12 protein-coding genes are annotated in these 13,707 nt (G+C 64.4%); 7 read left to right on the top strand and 5 right to left on the bottom strand.

What is annotated here, in order from left to right; translation table 11 throughout:
- Positions 1-2: 2 nt before the first annotated feature.
- Entirely contained in the window at positions 3-1,148 is a 1,146-nt protein-coding gene (locus tag AC0L20_RS08295; RefSeq protein WP_473288205.1) for a YjgN family protein, read from the bottom strand.
- A 374-nt stretch (positions 1,149-1,522) separates the two neighbouring features.
- On the opposite strand from AC0L20_RS08295, the gene AC0L20_RS08290 reads away from it, so the two are divergent.
- Positions 1,523-2,788, top strand: a complete 1,266-nt coding sequence (locus tag AC0L20_RS08290; protein WP_219683050.1) for a cytochrome P450 — start codon at positions 1,523-1,525, stop codon at positions 2,786-2,788.
- A 207-nt stretch (positions 2,789-2,995) separates the two neighbouring features.
- Positions 2,996-4,270, top strand: a complete 1,275-nt coding sequence (locus tag AC0L20_RS08285) for a cytochrome P450 (RefSeq protein ID WP_473288142.1) — start codon at positions 2,996-2,998, stop codon at positions 4,268-4,270.
- 225 nt (positions 4,271-4,495) lie between these two features.
- Here the strand turns inward: AC0L20_RS08285 and AC0L20_RS08280 are convergent, their stop codons facing one another.
- A complete protein-coding gene (locus tag AC0L20_RS08280; RefSeq protein ID WP_473288141.1) occupies positions 4,496-5,416 on the bottom strand; it encodes a LysR substrate-binding domain-containing protein in 921 nt (306 codons plus the stop codon).
- A 124-nt stretch (positions 5,417-5,540) separates the two neighbouring features.
- On the opposite strand from AC0L20_RS08280, the gene AC0L20_RS08275 reads away from it, so the two are divergent.
- The 4 genes from AC0L20_RS08275 (at position 5,541) to mdlC (ending at position 10,451) form a co-directional block, all read left to right on the top strand.
- Positions 5,541-6,710, top strand: a complete 1,170-nt coding sequence (locus AC0L20_RS08275) for an acyl-CoA dehydrogenase family protein (protein WP_473288140.1) — start codon at positions 5,541-5,543, stop codon at positions 6,708-6,710.
- A gap of 9 nt (positions 6,711-6,719) precedes the next feature.
- Positions 6,720-7,823, top strand: a complete 1,104-nt coding sequence (locus tag AC0L20_RS08270) for a CaiB/BaiF CoA transferase family protein (RefSeq protein ID WP_473288139.1) — start codon at positions 6,720-6,722, stop codon at positions 7,821-7,823.
- Positions 7,824-7,841: 18 nt separating this feature from the next.
- Positions 7,842-8,690, top strand: a complete 849-nt coding sequence (locus AC0L20_RS08265; RefSeq protein WP_473288138.1) for an HTD2 family dehydratase — start codon at positions 7,842-7,844, stop codon at positions 8,688-8,690.
- Between the two features lie 138 nt (positions 8,691-8,828).
- Positions 8,829-10,451, top strand: a complete 1,623-nt coding sequence (gene mdlC / locus AC0L20_RS08260; protein ID WP_473288137.1) for a benzoylformate decarboxylase — start codon at positions 8,829-8,831, stop codon at positions 10,449-10,451.
- Between the two features lie 196 nt (positions 10,452-10,647).
- Here the strand turns inward: mdlC and AC0L20_RS08255 are convergent, their stop codons facing one another.
- Positions 10,648-11,424 (bottom strand): SDR family NAD(P)-dependent oxidoreductase, encoded by a 777-nt coding sequence (locus AC0L20_RS08255; protein WP_473288136.1) that lies wholly within the window; start codon positions 11,422-11,424, stop codon positions 10,648-10,650.
- A gap of 75 nt (positions 11,425-11,499) precedes the next feature.
- Here AC0L20_RS08255 and AC0L20_RS08250 point away from each other — a divergent pair, with 75 nt between their 5' ends.
- Positions 11,500-11,961 (top strand): MarR family winged helix-turn-helix transcriptional regulator, encoded by a 462-nt coding sequence (locus tag AC0L20_RS08250; protein ID WP_473288135.1) that lies wholly within the window; start codon positions 11,500-11,502, stop codon positions 11,959-11,961.
- A 120-nt stretch (positions 11,962-12,081) separates the two neighbouring features.
- On the opposite strand, the gene AC0L20_RS08245 is transcribed toward AC0L20_RS08250, so the two are convergent.
- Both AC0L20_RS08245 and trhA read right to left on the bottom strand, forming a co-directional pair.
- Entirely contained in the window at positions 12,082-12,876 is a 795-nt protein-coding gene (locus tag AC0L20_RS08245; protein ID WP_456767893.1) for an SDR family oxidoreductase, read from the bottom strand.
- Between the two features lie 55 nt (positions 12,877-12,931).
- On the bottom strand, positions 12,932-13,627 hold the full coding sequence (trhA, locus tag AC0L20_RS08240) for a PAQR family membrane homeostasis protein TrhA (protein WP_473288134.1): 696 nt from the start codon (positions 13,625-13,627) through the stop codon (positions 12,932-12,934).
- Positions 13,628-13,707: the final 80 nt, after the last annotated feature.

Here is a 13,707-nt window from a genome sequence, read left to right as displayed (position 1 = left end):
GCTCAGAATCCCGCGACATCGAGTCCATCGGCAAAGCCTTCGCCGAGCGCGCTGGCAAGCTCGGCGCTGCCGCGCACATCCGCGGCGGCCCCGATATTGTGCACGTCGACCGTCTCCAGCACCTTGGCCCAGAGATCGCGCTGGAGATAGACCCGCATGACGATGTTGAGGGCCAGGGCGAGTGCGAGATAGCCGACGACCATCATCACCAGTGTCGGGATGCTCTTGCCGGCATTGCCGGGCCCCAACGCCTGCTCGACCGAAAGGCCACTCAGCGTGACCACGAGCATGGTCGCTCCGCCGATATAGGCGGCGAAGATGGCCGAGAGCAGCGTCCACCAGCCGATCACTTTCCAGTACAGGCCGTAGAATGCGTTGTGCGGCAGTTGCGAGGACAGGCTGACGTCGCCGATGCGGATACCGTCGAGCCACCAGCGCCACTCGCGCGCCTTGAATTCGGCATAGAAGAACGGCGCGAGCGGAAAGATCACCATTGCGATCGGGCTCAGCAGCCACAGCCACCAGGCGCGCTTGAAGAACGTCCAGCCGTCAGCTTCGAAATCCCCGCGCAAATCGCCGTAATGGGTGTGCCGCATCTTGTAGCGTTCGAGCGAGGCCTCGCGCCACGGCAATGCGAGCCCGAGCGTCAGGAACACCAGCAAGCCCCACAGCATGGCGCGGAATGAATAGGCCCAGCCCGATCCGTCCATCCAGAACCGCACGCCGCGCCAGACCGTGCGCGTCAGGCGATAGCGCCGCGCGCGAAAGATCGCAAACTGACCGAAGGCGTAGAAGCTGATGAACAGCGGCGTCGAGGCAAAGCCCTGCCAGCGCTCGAACTCGATACCGACGAGGAAGTAAGCGAGGTAGATCGGCACCAGGATCGCGAGCGCGAACAGGAAGCCGACCAGAAGCTCCTTGGCCCGTCCGGTATATTCGGCGGCGTCGCCATCAACCGCGGTGTTCGCCCACAGATGGCGGCGGATGTCGGTGACGAGCCAGAACCGGTAGAAGCCGAAGGTGACGAGCTCCAGCATGGCACCCTTGGTGACCAATTTGCGAAACTCGGTACGGTTGCCGGTGAAATCGACCCGCGTGGGCGGCAGCGGCGGGGGTAAGGGTTCGGAGCCGATGGGGGCCCATTGCATGTCGTTCACGGCGGCAACCTCGGGGTGCGGACCTGGTTCGATCAAACTTATAGATCAGAGATTAGTCGATCCCCAAGATTGGCGGGTTCGATTTGGCTCGATTCCGGTCGATTTCTGGCACGATTCCACGGCCGAGGGCGTGCGCGAGATCACGTTCGCGAATGTCCCGTAGCCCGGATGGAGCGCAGCGCAATCCGGGAGAGCGGCAGTGGCGGACCGAATCCCGGATTTCGCTCCGCTCCATCCGGGCTACATCACACCCATGTGGCAAAACTCGCCCTTGCTCCGGCGCAGACAACCGGCTGTAATTGCAAATCAAATACCGCAGCGCAGAATTCAACGAGAACGCGCGGTTCATGTCAGGGAGAGCGGTCATGCATGGGACCATCGAAAGCGCGGCGAAGCTCGACGCGTTACGCGCACGCGCAACGTCACTGCCGCTGGAGCAGTTCGATCCGGGCGACCCCGAGCTGTTCAGGACCGATACGTTCTGGCCCTATTTCGATCGCCTGCGCCGCGAAGATCCCGTGCACTATTGCAAGGACTCGATGTTCGGCCCGTATTGGTCGGTGACGCGCTACAACGACATCATGGAGATCGAGACCAATCATTCGGTGTTCTCCTCGGCCTCCTCGCTCGGCGGCATCACCATCCGCGACATCGATCCGGAACTGCGCCGCGAGAGCTTCATCTCGATGGACCCGCCGCGCCACGCGGCGCAGCGCAAGACCGTGGCACCGATGTTCACGCCGACGCATCTGGACAATCTCGCGCTGAGCATCCGCAAGCGCTCGGCCGAGTGCCTGGACAATCTGCCGCGCGGCGAGGTGTTCGACTGGGTCGACCGCGTCTCGATCGAGCTCACAACGCAGATGCTCGCCGTGCTGTTCGACTTCCCCTGGGAGGACCGCCGCAAGCTGACGCGCTGGTCGGACATCGCGACCACCATTCCCGGACCCGACGGCCTCGTCGCCACCGAAGACGAGCGTCAGGCCGAGCTGACGGAATGCGCGGGCTATTTCGCGCGGCTGTGGAAGGAGCGCATCGAGCAGCCGCCCAAGAGCGACTTGTTGTCGATGATGGCGCATGGTGCCGCGACGCGCGACATGGACGCAAAAAACTTTCTTGGCAATCTCATCCTTTTGATCGTCGGCGGCAACGACACCACTCGCAACACCATGTCCGGATCGCTCGATGCACTCAGCCAGCATCCGGAGCAATATCGCAAGCTGCGCGAAAACCCCGCGCTGCTCGACAGCTTCGTGCCGGAAGTGATCCGCTGGCAGACGCCGCTGGCCCATATGCGCCGCACCGCGCTTGCGGACTTCGAGTTCCGCGGCAAGCAGATCAAGAAAGGTGACAAGGTCGTGATGTGGTACGTTTCGGGCAACCGTGACGCCGACGCGATCGAAAAGCCCTACGAATTCATCATTGACCGCGCTCGCCCGCGCACGCATCTCTCGTTCGGCTTCGGCATCCACCGCTGCGTCGGCTTGCGGCTTGCCGAACTCCAGCTCAAGATTATCTGGGAAGAGATCCTCAAGCGATTCGACCACATCGAGGTGGTCGGCGAACCCAAGCGGGTCTATTCGAGTTTCGTGAAGGGTCTCGAAACCTTGCCGGTGAAGATTGCGGCGTGATGTGGCATACGCCGGTGCTTCTCTCCCTCGCCCCGCTTGCGGGGAGAGGGTGGGGTGAGGGGGAGTCTCCACGAGGACGGTGACAGCCGACTCGTGGAGACTCCCCCTCACCCGGATCGCATCTAGCGATGCGATCCGACCTCTCCCCGCAAGCGGGGCGAAGTGAACTGCGTCCCGGCGTCCGATTCAAACACTGGAGCAACCACCATGAACATCCAGACTCCGGTCCAAGCCGACAAGGCCGAACGCATGCGCAGGGCTCACGAGGAGGCCTATGCGACCCCGCTGGCGCAGTTCCACCCGGGCGCGCCAAGGCTGTTCCAGGATGACACCCTGTGGCCGTGGTTCGAGCGGCTGCGCAAGGAAGAGCCGGTGCATTACTGCACCAACGCGCCGATCGAGCCGTATTGGTCGGTGGTGAAGTACAACGACATCATGCATGTCGACACCAACCACGGCCTGTTCTCCTCTGACTCGACGCTCGGCGGCATCGGAATCCGCGACGTGCCGGAAGGTTATGATTGGCCGAGCTTCATCGCCATGGACCAGCCGCGTCATTCGTCGCAGCGCAAGACGGTGTCGCCGATGTTCACGCCGACGCATCTGGACGAACTGGCGAAACTGATCCGCCAGCGTTCGCAGACCGTGCTCGACAATCTGCCGCGCAACGAGACCTTCAATTTCGTCGAGCGCGTCTCGATCGAGCTGACGACGCAGATGCTTGCCACCCTGTTCGACTTTCCCTGGGAAGAACGGCGCAAGCTGACGCGCTGGTCCGATGTCGCGACCGCGCTGCCCAAGAGCGGCATCGTGGCTTCGGCCGAAGAGCGCCGCCGCGAGATGGACGAATGCTACGCCTACATGTCCAAGCTCTGGAACGAGCGGGTCAACTCCGCGCCGCGCAACGATCTGCTGTCGCTGATGGCGCACAACGACGCCACGCGGTTCATGGATCCCGACAATCTCATGGGCAACATCATCCTGCTCATCGTCGGAGGCAACGATACCACGCGCAATACCATGACGGGCTCGGTGCTGGCGCTGAACGAGAATCCGGAGCAGTACGACAGGCTGCGCGCCAACCCGGAATTGATCGATTCCATGGTGCCCGAGGTGATCCGCTGGCAGACCCCGCTCGCGCATATGCGGCGCACCGCGCTGCAGGACACTGAAGTTGGCGGCAAGCACGTCAAGAAGGGCGACCGCGTCGTGATGTGGTACGTCTCCGGCAACCGCGACGAGGAGATGTTCGAGCGGCCGAACGAGTTCGTCATCGATCGCCCGCGGCCGCGCACCCACCTCTCCTTCGGCTTCGGCATCCACCGCTGCGTCGGCATGCGCCTCGCCGAGCTCCAGCTCAAGATCGTCTGGGAAGAGATGCTGAAGCGCTTCGACCGTATCGAGGTGGTCGGCGAGCCCAAGCGGATCTATTCGAGCTTCATCAAGGGATATGAGTCGCTGCCGGTGAGGATTCCGGGGTAGGCTCATCCTCCGTCATTGCGAGGAGCCCTTGCGACGAAGCAATCCAGACCGCCACGGCGGAAAGATTGCTGGATTGCTTCGCTGCGCTCGCAATGACGAGGTTTTGGCGGCACATGCCCGCCAAACTGGCGGCGCACGAACCCAGCTATAAAATTCCGGCATGACAGCTCGCACAACATGCGATGGGTCGCATACGGCCTTCTGTCCTAAACCGCACCGGCACATCTAACTCAACTTGATGTCCCACACGCCGTCCTTGCGACAGGCGGCGACTTCCTCGCGCAGGAGGGTGGTGACGGCAACCGAGGCCGTCGAGACCGGACGGTCGATCGGAGAGGCAAATATGAGCTCGCGCGTCATCGGCTTCGAGACGACGGCCGTTTCCAGCCGCCCGTCCGCGACCTCGGCGTGGACCGACGAGGGCGGCAACAGCGCGAAGCCGAGGCCTTCCTCGACGAGGCTGGTGAGCACGCGGAACGAATCCGCCTCGAGCTGGACGTTGAGCTTGATCTTGCGCTGCGCCGCCGCATGCTCGATCAGCGCGCGGAGACCGTGGGAATGACTGGGCAGCACCAGCTGTTGCCGCAGCAGCCAGCCGACATCGACGCTCTTCTTGCGCGCCAGGCCGCAACCGCGCGGACCCACCGCGACGATGTTGTCGCGCCCCAAGCTCTCCACGTTGAGATGCAGATCGGCGGAGCGGCCGTAGAGGATGGCGAGATCCATCTCGCCGCGATGCAGCCATTCGACGAGATGGCCGCTGTAGCTCTCGACGATGCGCAGCGAAATGCCGGGAAATTTTTCGACGCAGCGCCGCGCGAAGCGAGCCGACAGCACGCAGCTCACGGTCGGGACCAGGCCGAGCACGACCTGGCCGGACGGCGGCCCCTTGGACGACTGGATGTCGTCGCGGATCTGGTCGATCTGCCGCACGATGCCGGAGGTGCGCGCCAGCAACAGGCGGCCGGCATCCGTGAGCACCATGCCGCGGCCGTTGCGGGTGAACAATTCGGTGCGCAGCTCGTGTTCCAGCAGCTTGATCTGCCGGGAGAGCGCCGGCTGCGCCACGCGCAACGTGTCGGACGCCTTGGAGAGGCTGCCGAGCTCCGCCACGCAACTGAAGGTCCTGAGCTGACGGAAATCCATGCTTGCCAATCCTGGAAGGCTACTCCATACGCTATAGCAAATGAGCATAGGGGGCTGGCATTGTTTTCACAACGCCAGAGGATCGGCCGGCGTTATCCTACCTGCCGCACATACGGGAAACCCCATGAGTGAAGAACACCACACCGAACATCACGCCGACATCCGCGAGGCCGTCGCAAAGCTGTGCGCGCAGTTTCCCGGCGAATACTGGCGCAAGCTCGACCGTGAGATGGCCTACCCGAAAGCCTTCGTCGACGCGCTGACCGAGGCCGGTTATCTCTCGGTGCTGATCCCCGAGGAATATGGCGGCGCGGGCTTGAAGCTTTCAGCGGCCGCCGCGATCCTCGAAGAGATCCAGCGCGCGGGCTGCAACGGCGGCGGCTGCCACGCCCAGATGTACACGATGGGCACCGTGCTGCGGCACGGCAATGACGAGCAGAAGGCAAAATACCTGCCGAAGGTCGCGAGCGGCGAATTGCGCCTGCAGGCCTTCGGCGTCACCGAGCCGACCAGCGGCACCGACACGACATCGCTGAAGACCTTCGCACGCAAGGACGGCAATGCCGGCTACGTGGTCAACGGCCAGAAGATCTGGACCAGCCGCGCCGAACATTCTGACCTGATGCTTCTGCTGGCGCGGACCACGCCGAAGGACCAGGTCAAGAAGCGCACCGACGGTCTTTCGGTGTTCATCGTCGACATGCGTGAGGCCAAGAACAAGGGCCTCGAGATCCGCCCGATCCGCACCATGATGAACCACGCCACCACCGAAGTGTTCTTTACCGACATGAAGGTGCCGGCGGAAAATCTGATCGGCGAAGAGGGCAAGGGTTTTCGCTACATCCTCTCCGGCATGAATGCCGAACGCATCCTGATCGCGGCCGAATGCGTCGGCGACGCGAAATGGTTCATCGCCAAAGCCACCAACTACGCCAAGGAGCGCAGCGTTTTCGGCCGGCCGATCGGCCAGAATCAAGGCATCCAGTTTCCGATCGCCAAGGCCTACGCCGCGATGCGCGCGGCCGAGCTGATGGTGAAGGAAGCGACGCGCAAATACGAAGCCGGGCTCGACTGCGGCGCGGAGGCCAACATGGCAAAGATGCTCGCGGCTGATGCGTCGTGGGAAGCGGCCAATGCCTGCGTCCAGACCCATGGCGGCTTTGGATTTGCCGAGGAGTACGACGTCGAGCGCAAATTCCGCGAGACGCGGCTCTATCAGGTGGCGCCGATCTCGACCAATCTCGTGCTGTCCTTCATCGCCGAGCACGTGCTCGGCATGCCCCGTTCGTACTGAGGCAGCATCATGGGAGCTCTTGACGGGATCAGGGTGATTGCGGTCGAGCAGGCGGTGGCGGCGCCATTCTGCTCGTCGCGGCTGGCGGATGCCGGCGCGGAGGTGATCAAGATCGAGCGGCCCGAAGGCGATTTCGCCCGCGGCTATGACGCGGCGGCCAAGGGCCAGAGCAGCTACTTCGTGTGGCTCAACCGCGGCAAGCAATCGGCGGTGGTCGATCTCGCCACCAAGGAGGGCTGCGCCGAGCTGGAGAGACTGATCGCGAGCGCCGACGTGCTGATCCAGAATCTCAAGCCGGGCTCGATGGACAAGCTCGGCTTTTCGCGCGAGCGGCTGCTGAAGGACTATCCAAAACTGATCTCGTGCACGATCACCGGCTATGGCGACGAGGGCCCCTATGCGCACCGCAAGGCCTATGATTTGCTGATCCAGGCCGAGAGCGGCCTTGCCTCGATTACCGGCAATCCCGACGGCGCCTCGCGCGTCGGCATGTCGATCGTCGATGTCGCGACCGGCGCGACCGCGCATGCGGCGATTTTGGAGGCGCTGATCGGGCGCGGACGCACCGGCAAGGGCTGTGACATCCGCATCTCCATGTTCGACGTGATGGCGGACTGGTGCACCGTGCCGCTGCTCAACTCGGAAGCCGGCAATCCGCCCAAGCGCATGGGGCTGCGCCATCCCTCGATCGCACCCTATGGCGTGTTCACGTCCAGCGACGGCAAGGACATCCTGATCTCGATCCAGAGCGAGCGCGAGTGGAAGACGCTTTGCGCGAAAGTGCTGGACCAACCCGATCTGCCCGCAGATCCGCGCGTTGCCAACATGGTCGAGCGCGTGCGCAACCGCGACTTCACCGACAAGACAGTCGCGGATGCCTTTGGCAAGATGACGCGCGATGAGCTATTGAAGCGACTGTCCGATGCCGATATCGCCTTTGCCGAGGTCAACACCATGGCCGACCTCACCAAACATCCGCATCTGCGCCGCATCGAGGTGGACACGCCGCAGGGACGTGTCAGCTACCCCGCGCCGGCGCCGATCATTGTCGGCGAAACGCGCAGCTATGGCGCGGTGCCAGGGATCGGCGAACGACCGGTCAAGAAATCATAACAACAAGAGCGAGGCGTCATGACCGGGAAGCTCGACATCGATCATCTCAGGCAGTGGATCGGCCGCAGCGAAGAGGCAACCGACACCGTCACCGCGCAGCTTGTGAAGGGTTTGCGCGCGACGCTGTTCCAGGAGGTCGGCGCGCCCAAGTCCGGCGATGCGGCGCCGTTCACGGTGCATTGGTGCCTGGCGCAGCCGGTGTTTCCGATGGCGATGCTCGGCCCCGACGGCCACCCCACCCGCGGCGGCTTCCTGCCGCCGGTGCCGCTGCCGCGCCGGATGTGGGCCGGCGGCGAGATCGAGTTCCTGCAGCCGTTGCGCGTCGGCGACGAATCGACGCGGACCTCGCGCATCGCGGACGTGCAGGTGAAATCAGGCTCGACCGGCACGCTGTGCTTCGTCTCAGTCGAGCACAGCATCTCCTCGCCGCGCGGCATCGCCATCCGGGAGCGGCAGGACATCGTCTATCGCGAGATGACGACGACGCCTGCGCCGGCAAAGACCCCGCCTCCGCCGCCCAAGGCGCAGCATCGCGAGACCCATGTCTCCGATCCCGTGCTGCTGTTTCGATATTCCGCGCTGACCTTCAACGGCCACCGCATTCATTACGACCGCGACTACGTCACCAAAGTCGAGGGCTATCCGGGGCTGATCTTCCACGGGCCGTTGCAGGCAACCTTCATCGTCGAGATGGCCGCGAAGCTGCGCGGCGGCAAGCCGCCGAAGAAGTTCACCTATCGCGGGTTGCAGCCGCTGTTCGAGGGCTCGGAGTTCTCCATCAACGCCAACGAGACCGCTGATGGCATGGAGCTGTGGACCGCGAACGCGGAGGGGCAGCCGACGATGAAGGGGACCGCGGTGTGGTGATAGTCTCTCCTCGTCATTGCGAGGAGCGAAGCGACGAAGCAATCCAGACTGTCACCGCGGCGGCATTCTGGATTGCTTCGCTGCGCTCGCAATGACGGGCGGGTTAGCGGCGCCGATAAACATCAAGGAACGGAAACCATGGCGAAGAACGGCAAGACCGGCAGCAAATCCGTCACCGTCAAGCAGGCGACGCTCGACCTGCTGCGCTCCTTCGGCATCAAAAAAGTGTTCGGCAACCCAGGCTCGACCGAGCTGCCGTTCCTGAGCGACTGGCCCGACGATATCGACTACGTGCTCGCGCTTCAGGAAGCCTCGGCCGTCGGCATGGCCGATGGATATGCGCAGGCCACGCGCAATGCCGGCTTCGTCAACCTGCATTCGGCCGCCGGCGTCGGCAATGCGCTCGGCAACATCTATACCGCGCATCGCAACCAGACGCCGCTGGTCATCACCGCGGGCCAGCAGGCGCGCTCGATCCTCCCGTTGCAGGCGTTCCTGTATGCGGAGCGTGCGTCCGAATTCCCGCGGCCTTATGTGAAGTACAGCGTCGAGCCGGCGCGGCCCGAGGACGTGCCGGCCGCGATCGCGCGCGCCTATTACACCGCGATGCAGCCGCCATGCGGGCCGACTTTCGTCTCGATCCCGGTCGACGACTGGGCGCATGCGGCAGCTCCCATCGAAGCCCGCAAAGTCAGCCGCGAGATCGGGCCCGAGGCTGACGCGATGAAGGCGCTGGTCACCGCGCTCGGTTCTGCCAAGCACCCTGCCCTCGTCGTCGGGCCCGGCGTCGACCGCGCCGGTGCGGTCGATTTGATGGTGCGCGTGGCCGAGAAGGCCAAGGCCAGCGTCTGGGTCAGCCCGTTTTCGGCGCGCTGCTCGTTCCCCGAGCGCCATCCGCAGTTTGCAGGTTTCCTGCACGCCTCTCCCGCGCAGCTCTCCGACGCATTACGGGAGCACGACCTCGTCGTCGTGATCGGCGCGCCGGTGTTCACCTTCCACGTCGAAGGCCACGCCGCGATCTTCGACGGCGACGCGACGATCTTCCAGATCACCGATGACCCGGATGCCGCAGCGGTGACGCCGGTCGGAACCAGCATCATCGCGACGATGAAGCCGGCGCTCGCGATGCTGCTCGAGCTCCTGCCCGAGAGCAAGCGCGCGGCACCGAAGGGGCGAACGCTGCCGCCGGCCCCGCAAGCCGCCGATCCGCTGCCGGTCGAATTCCTGCTGCATTCGCTGTCGCAGGCGATGCCGGACGGCGCGTCGCTGGTCGAGGAAATCCCTTCGCACCGGCCAGCGATGCAGAAGTTCATGCCGATGCGCGGTCAGGACAGTTTTTACACCATGGCGAGCGGCGGCCTCGGCTACTCGCTGCCGGCCGCGGTCGGCATGGCGCTCGGCAAACCAAAGAGCCGCACGGTGTGCCTGATCGGCGACGGCTCGGCGATGTATTCGATCCAGGCGCTGTGGACCGCCGCGCAGCGCAAGCTGCCGCTCACCATCGTCGTCATCAACAATTCCGGCTACGGCGCGATGCGCTCGTTCAGCCAGGTGATGCAGGTGCGCAACGTGCCGGGACTGGAGTTGCCGGGGATCGATTTCGTCCGGCTCGCCGAGGGCATGGGTTGCCATGCGGTGCGGGTGAGCAAGGCGGCGGAGCTGGGCGAGGCGCTCAAGCGCGGGATGGCGCACGAAGGCACGAGCCTTGTCGAGGTGATCGTGGATTCGGCGGTGCCGGTGCTGTACGGCCAGAAGCATTAGGGACGCACGGTATATCCACATCGTCGTCCCGGCGCAGGCCGGGACCCATACCGCGTGATCTATCGATTGCGCGCATTGCTAATCCCGAACAACCAATCTTCGCCAAATTACTCCCTGGGGTTATGGGTCCCGGCCCCCGTGCGCAATTGCGCACTAGGCCGGGACGACAGCGAATGTTTGGCGCGACCGCCCAAATCTACGACGCCAAAAATCCCCCATCCGCCGCCAGCACATGCCCGACGACATACGACGACGCGTCGGACGATAGCCAGACCACCGCCTCGGCCACCTCCTCCGGGCTGCCCATCCGCCGCAGCGGCAGACCGGCGGCGACGGTTGCGACATCGCCGACCCCGGCGCGCAGCATCATGTCGGTGACGACGCGGCCGGGCGCGACGGCGTTGATGCGGATGCCGCGTGGAGCGTTTTCCATCGCAGCAGAGCGTGTCAGCGAGATCGCTGCAGCTTTGGATGCCGAGTAGAGCGAGAAGCCGGGATTGGGATTGCGCACGCCGCTGACGGAGGCGTTGACGACGATGCTGCCGCGGCCTTGCGCGAGCATGACTGGCAATTGATGGCGCAAGCACAGGAACAGCGCGCGGACATTGGTGTCGAACACGCTGTCGTAGACATCCGTGCCCTGCTGCTCCAGCGGCGCCCGGCGCTCCTGGAAGCCGGCATTGTTGAAGGCGACGTCGAGCCGGCCGCAACGCTCGACCGCAGTGCCAACCAGGCGCGCGACGTCGTCCTCGCACGTGATATCGGTCTTGATCGCGATGGCGTCCGTACCGAGTTCGCGGCACGCCGCGCTGGTGGCGTCGATCTCGGCTTCGCGCCGGCCCGCCACGACAATCGCCTCCGCGCCTTCGGACGCCATTCGCAACGCCGTGGCACGGCCGATGCCACTGCCGCCGCCCGTCACCAGGCAGACCTTGCCCCTCATTCGCACCCCCGCAGGCAAAATTCCGCTCATGGCTCGCTCCAAACGCTTGCGCGCGTCGTTGCGCGCATATAGTTGTATCGTACAACTATATGCGCGGAGTCAAGCATGACCGGTCTTTCGCTGATCGACGACATTCGCGCGGCCTCGCGCCTGATGGTGCGGGAGCTCGGCTTCATGGATGCGACCGTGGCGGCATCGGACTATCCGCCGTCGGCCGTGCACACCATTCTGGAGATCGGTATCCGCGGCCCGATGAATTCGGGCGAGCTCGGCGATTTCCTGCGGCTGGAGAAATCGAGCGTCAGCCGCCTGGTGCGCAAGCTAGTCGACTGCGGCGAGCTGCGGGAGACGCCCGACGAAACCGATGCACGCAGCAAGCAGCTGTCGCTAACGGCGAAGGGCCGCCGCACGCTGGAGGCGCTGCACGCGTTCGGACGGCAGCAGGTGAGCGGCGCCCTTGCCGCGCTGACGGAGGCCGAGCAGCGCACGGTGCGGGAAGGGATGATGCTCTATGCGCAGGCATTGCGGCAGAGCCGGGTGGAGGACGAGGGGCGGACTGCGGCGTGAGTCCGTAGCCCGGATGGAGCGGAGCGCAATCCGGGGCCTTGCGTGCGGCGGAAAGACTTTCCCGGATTACGCTTCGCTCCATCCGGGCTACGACACCGCAGGTCGTGGCAAGCCTCTTCCTTACGTCCCGAACTCGTCGCGCATCCTGGCCTGGATCTTGGCCATGCCGCCGATCCAGCGGTCGTAATTCTCGGTCTTCTTGCGCATGTAGCCGAGCACCTGCGGGTGCGGCAGGATCAGGAAAGTCTCCTGATCGAGGCCAGCGAGCACGTCCTTGGCGACCTGCTCGGGCGAAAGGTCGCCGTCGCCGGATTGCGGGCCCTTGGGGATCGAACGCAGCATGTTGGTGTCGACACCCTGCGGACAAAGGATCGAGACGCGGATGTTGTGCGCCTTGTGCGAGATCGCGAGATTTTCGGCAAAGCCGACCGCGGCATGCTTGGTGGTGGAGTAAGCCGGGCTGCCGACCTGCGACAGCAGGCCCGCGGCCGAGATGGTGTTGAGGAAATAACCGCCGCCGCGCGCCTTCATGCGCGGGATCAGATGCCGCGCCGCATAGACATGCGCCATGACGTGAATAGCCCAGCTGCGCTGCCAGGGCTCGTCGGAGGCGCCGCCGGCGTTGACCGACATCGGGTCGAAACCGCCGCCGATGCCGGCATTGGAGCAGAACAATTCGATCGGGCCGAACTGCCGCTCGGTCTCCTCGATGACGTGGGAAATATCCTTTTCCTGCGCGACGTCGCATTTGAAGGCCGCGCCATCCACCGTGGCTGCGACCGCCCGCGCATTGTCCGCGTCCATGTCGGCGACCACGACCTTGGCCGCACCCGCCTTGTGAAAGGCTTCGCACAGCGCCTTGCCGATGCCGTTGGCGCCGCCCGTGACGACCACGACCTTGCCGGTCACCTGCATGCGACGTCTCCTCTTGTCTTATACCGCTTCGCTCATTCCGCCTCGCGGAGCTTGCTCAGCTCAACACGAGGTCGAGCACCGCGGTATAATGGCACGCCGCGCCGGCCAAGACAAAGCCGTGCCAGATCGCATTCTGGAAGCGCAGCCGTCGCCAGGCATGGAAGATCACGCCGAAGCTGTAGAGCAGGCCACCCGCAAGGATGAAGCCCAGCACCAGCGCAGGCAGCGCCTTGACCACGGAATCGTAGAGCATCACGCCGCTCCAGCCCATCGCGAGGTAGATGCCGACCGCGACGCGGTCGAACCGGCCGGGGTAGAGAAGTTTCAGCACGATGCCGAGGAGTGCCACGCACCAGACGCCGGCGAGCAGCACCAGCGCGAACCCGCTGTCCTTCACCTCCAGGATGAACGGCGTGTAGGTCGCCGCGATCAGGAGATAGATCGCCGAATGGTCGAAGCGCCGCAGCAGCCATTTGGCCGGCGAGATCGGCCAGAGATTATAGGTCGCCGACAAAACCAGCATCGAGAGCAGGCCGGCGACGTAGATCGAGACCCCGACGATGTCGGTTGCGTCGGCATAGAGCACCGTCAGTACCACCAGCACGGTCGCAGCGACGATGCCGCAGAGCACGCCGATCGCGTGGATCACGCCGTCGGCGATCAGCTCGGCGCGGTCGTAATGCCAGCCGATCGCGTCGGCGGCTGCGTGGACGGAGGAGGACGCGAGCTGTTTCAGTTGGAAGACGGTCATGGCAATCCGCAAAGTGAGACAATACCCTCTTGTATGGGTGTTTCGGGATCGGCGCGTCGTTCAAACGGCTGATTTGCCGA

The organism is Bradyrhizobium sp. Kon58 (assembly GCF_055807455.1).
Note: the sequence above shows the minus strand (reverse complement) of the source record. Positions and strands in the feature narration are given on the sequence as shown.

Coding starts and splice junctions, on each gene's coding strand:
- AC0L20_RS08295 (WP_473288205.1), bottom strand. CDS start 1,148: ATGCAATGGGCCCCCATCGGCTCCGAACCCTTACCCCCGCCGCTGCCG.
- AC0L20_RS08290 (WP_219683050.1), top strand. CDS start 1,523: ATGCATGGGACCATCGAAAGCGCGGCGAAGCTCGACGCGTTACGCGCA.
- AC0L20_RS08285 (WP_473288142.1), top strand. CDS start 2,996: ATGAACATCCAGACTCCGGTCCAAGCCGACAAGGCCGAACGCATGCGC.
- AC0L20_RS08280 (WP_473288141.1), bottom strand. CDS start 5,416: ATGGATTTCCGTCAGCTCAGGACCTTCAGTTGCGTGGCGGAGCTCGGC.
- AC0L20_RS08275 (WP_473288140.1), top strand. CDS start 5,541: ATGAGTGAAGAACACCACACCGAACATCACGCCGACATCCGCGAGGCC.
- AC0L20_RS08270 (WP_473288139.1), top strand. CDS start 6,720: ATGGGAGCTCTTGACGGGATCAGGGTGATTGCGGTCGAGCAGGCGGTG.
- AC0L20_RS08265 (WP_473288138.1), top strand. CDS start 7,842: ATGACCGGGAAGCTCGACATCGATCATCTCAGGCAGTGGATCGGCCGC.
- mdlC (WP_473288137.1), top strand. CDS start 8,829: ATGGCGAAGAACGGCAAGACCGGCAGCAAATCCGTCACCGTCAAGCAG.
- AC0L20_RS08255 (WP_473288136.1), bottom strand. CDS start 11,424: ATGAGCGGAATTTTGCCTGCGGGGGTGCGAATGAGGGGCAAGGTCTGC.
- AC0L20_RS08250 (WP_473288135.1), top strand. CDS start 11,500: ATGACCGGTCTTTCGCTGATCGACGACATTCGCGCGGCCTCGCGCCTG.
- AC0L20_RS08245 (WP_456767893.1), bottom strand. CDS start 12,876: ATGCAGGTGACCGGCAAGGTCGTGGTCGTCACGGGCGGCGCCAACGGC.
- trhA (WP_473288134.1), bottom strand. CDS start 13,627: ATGACCGTCTTCCAACTGAAACAGCTCGCGTCCTCCTCCGTCCACGCA.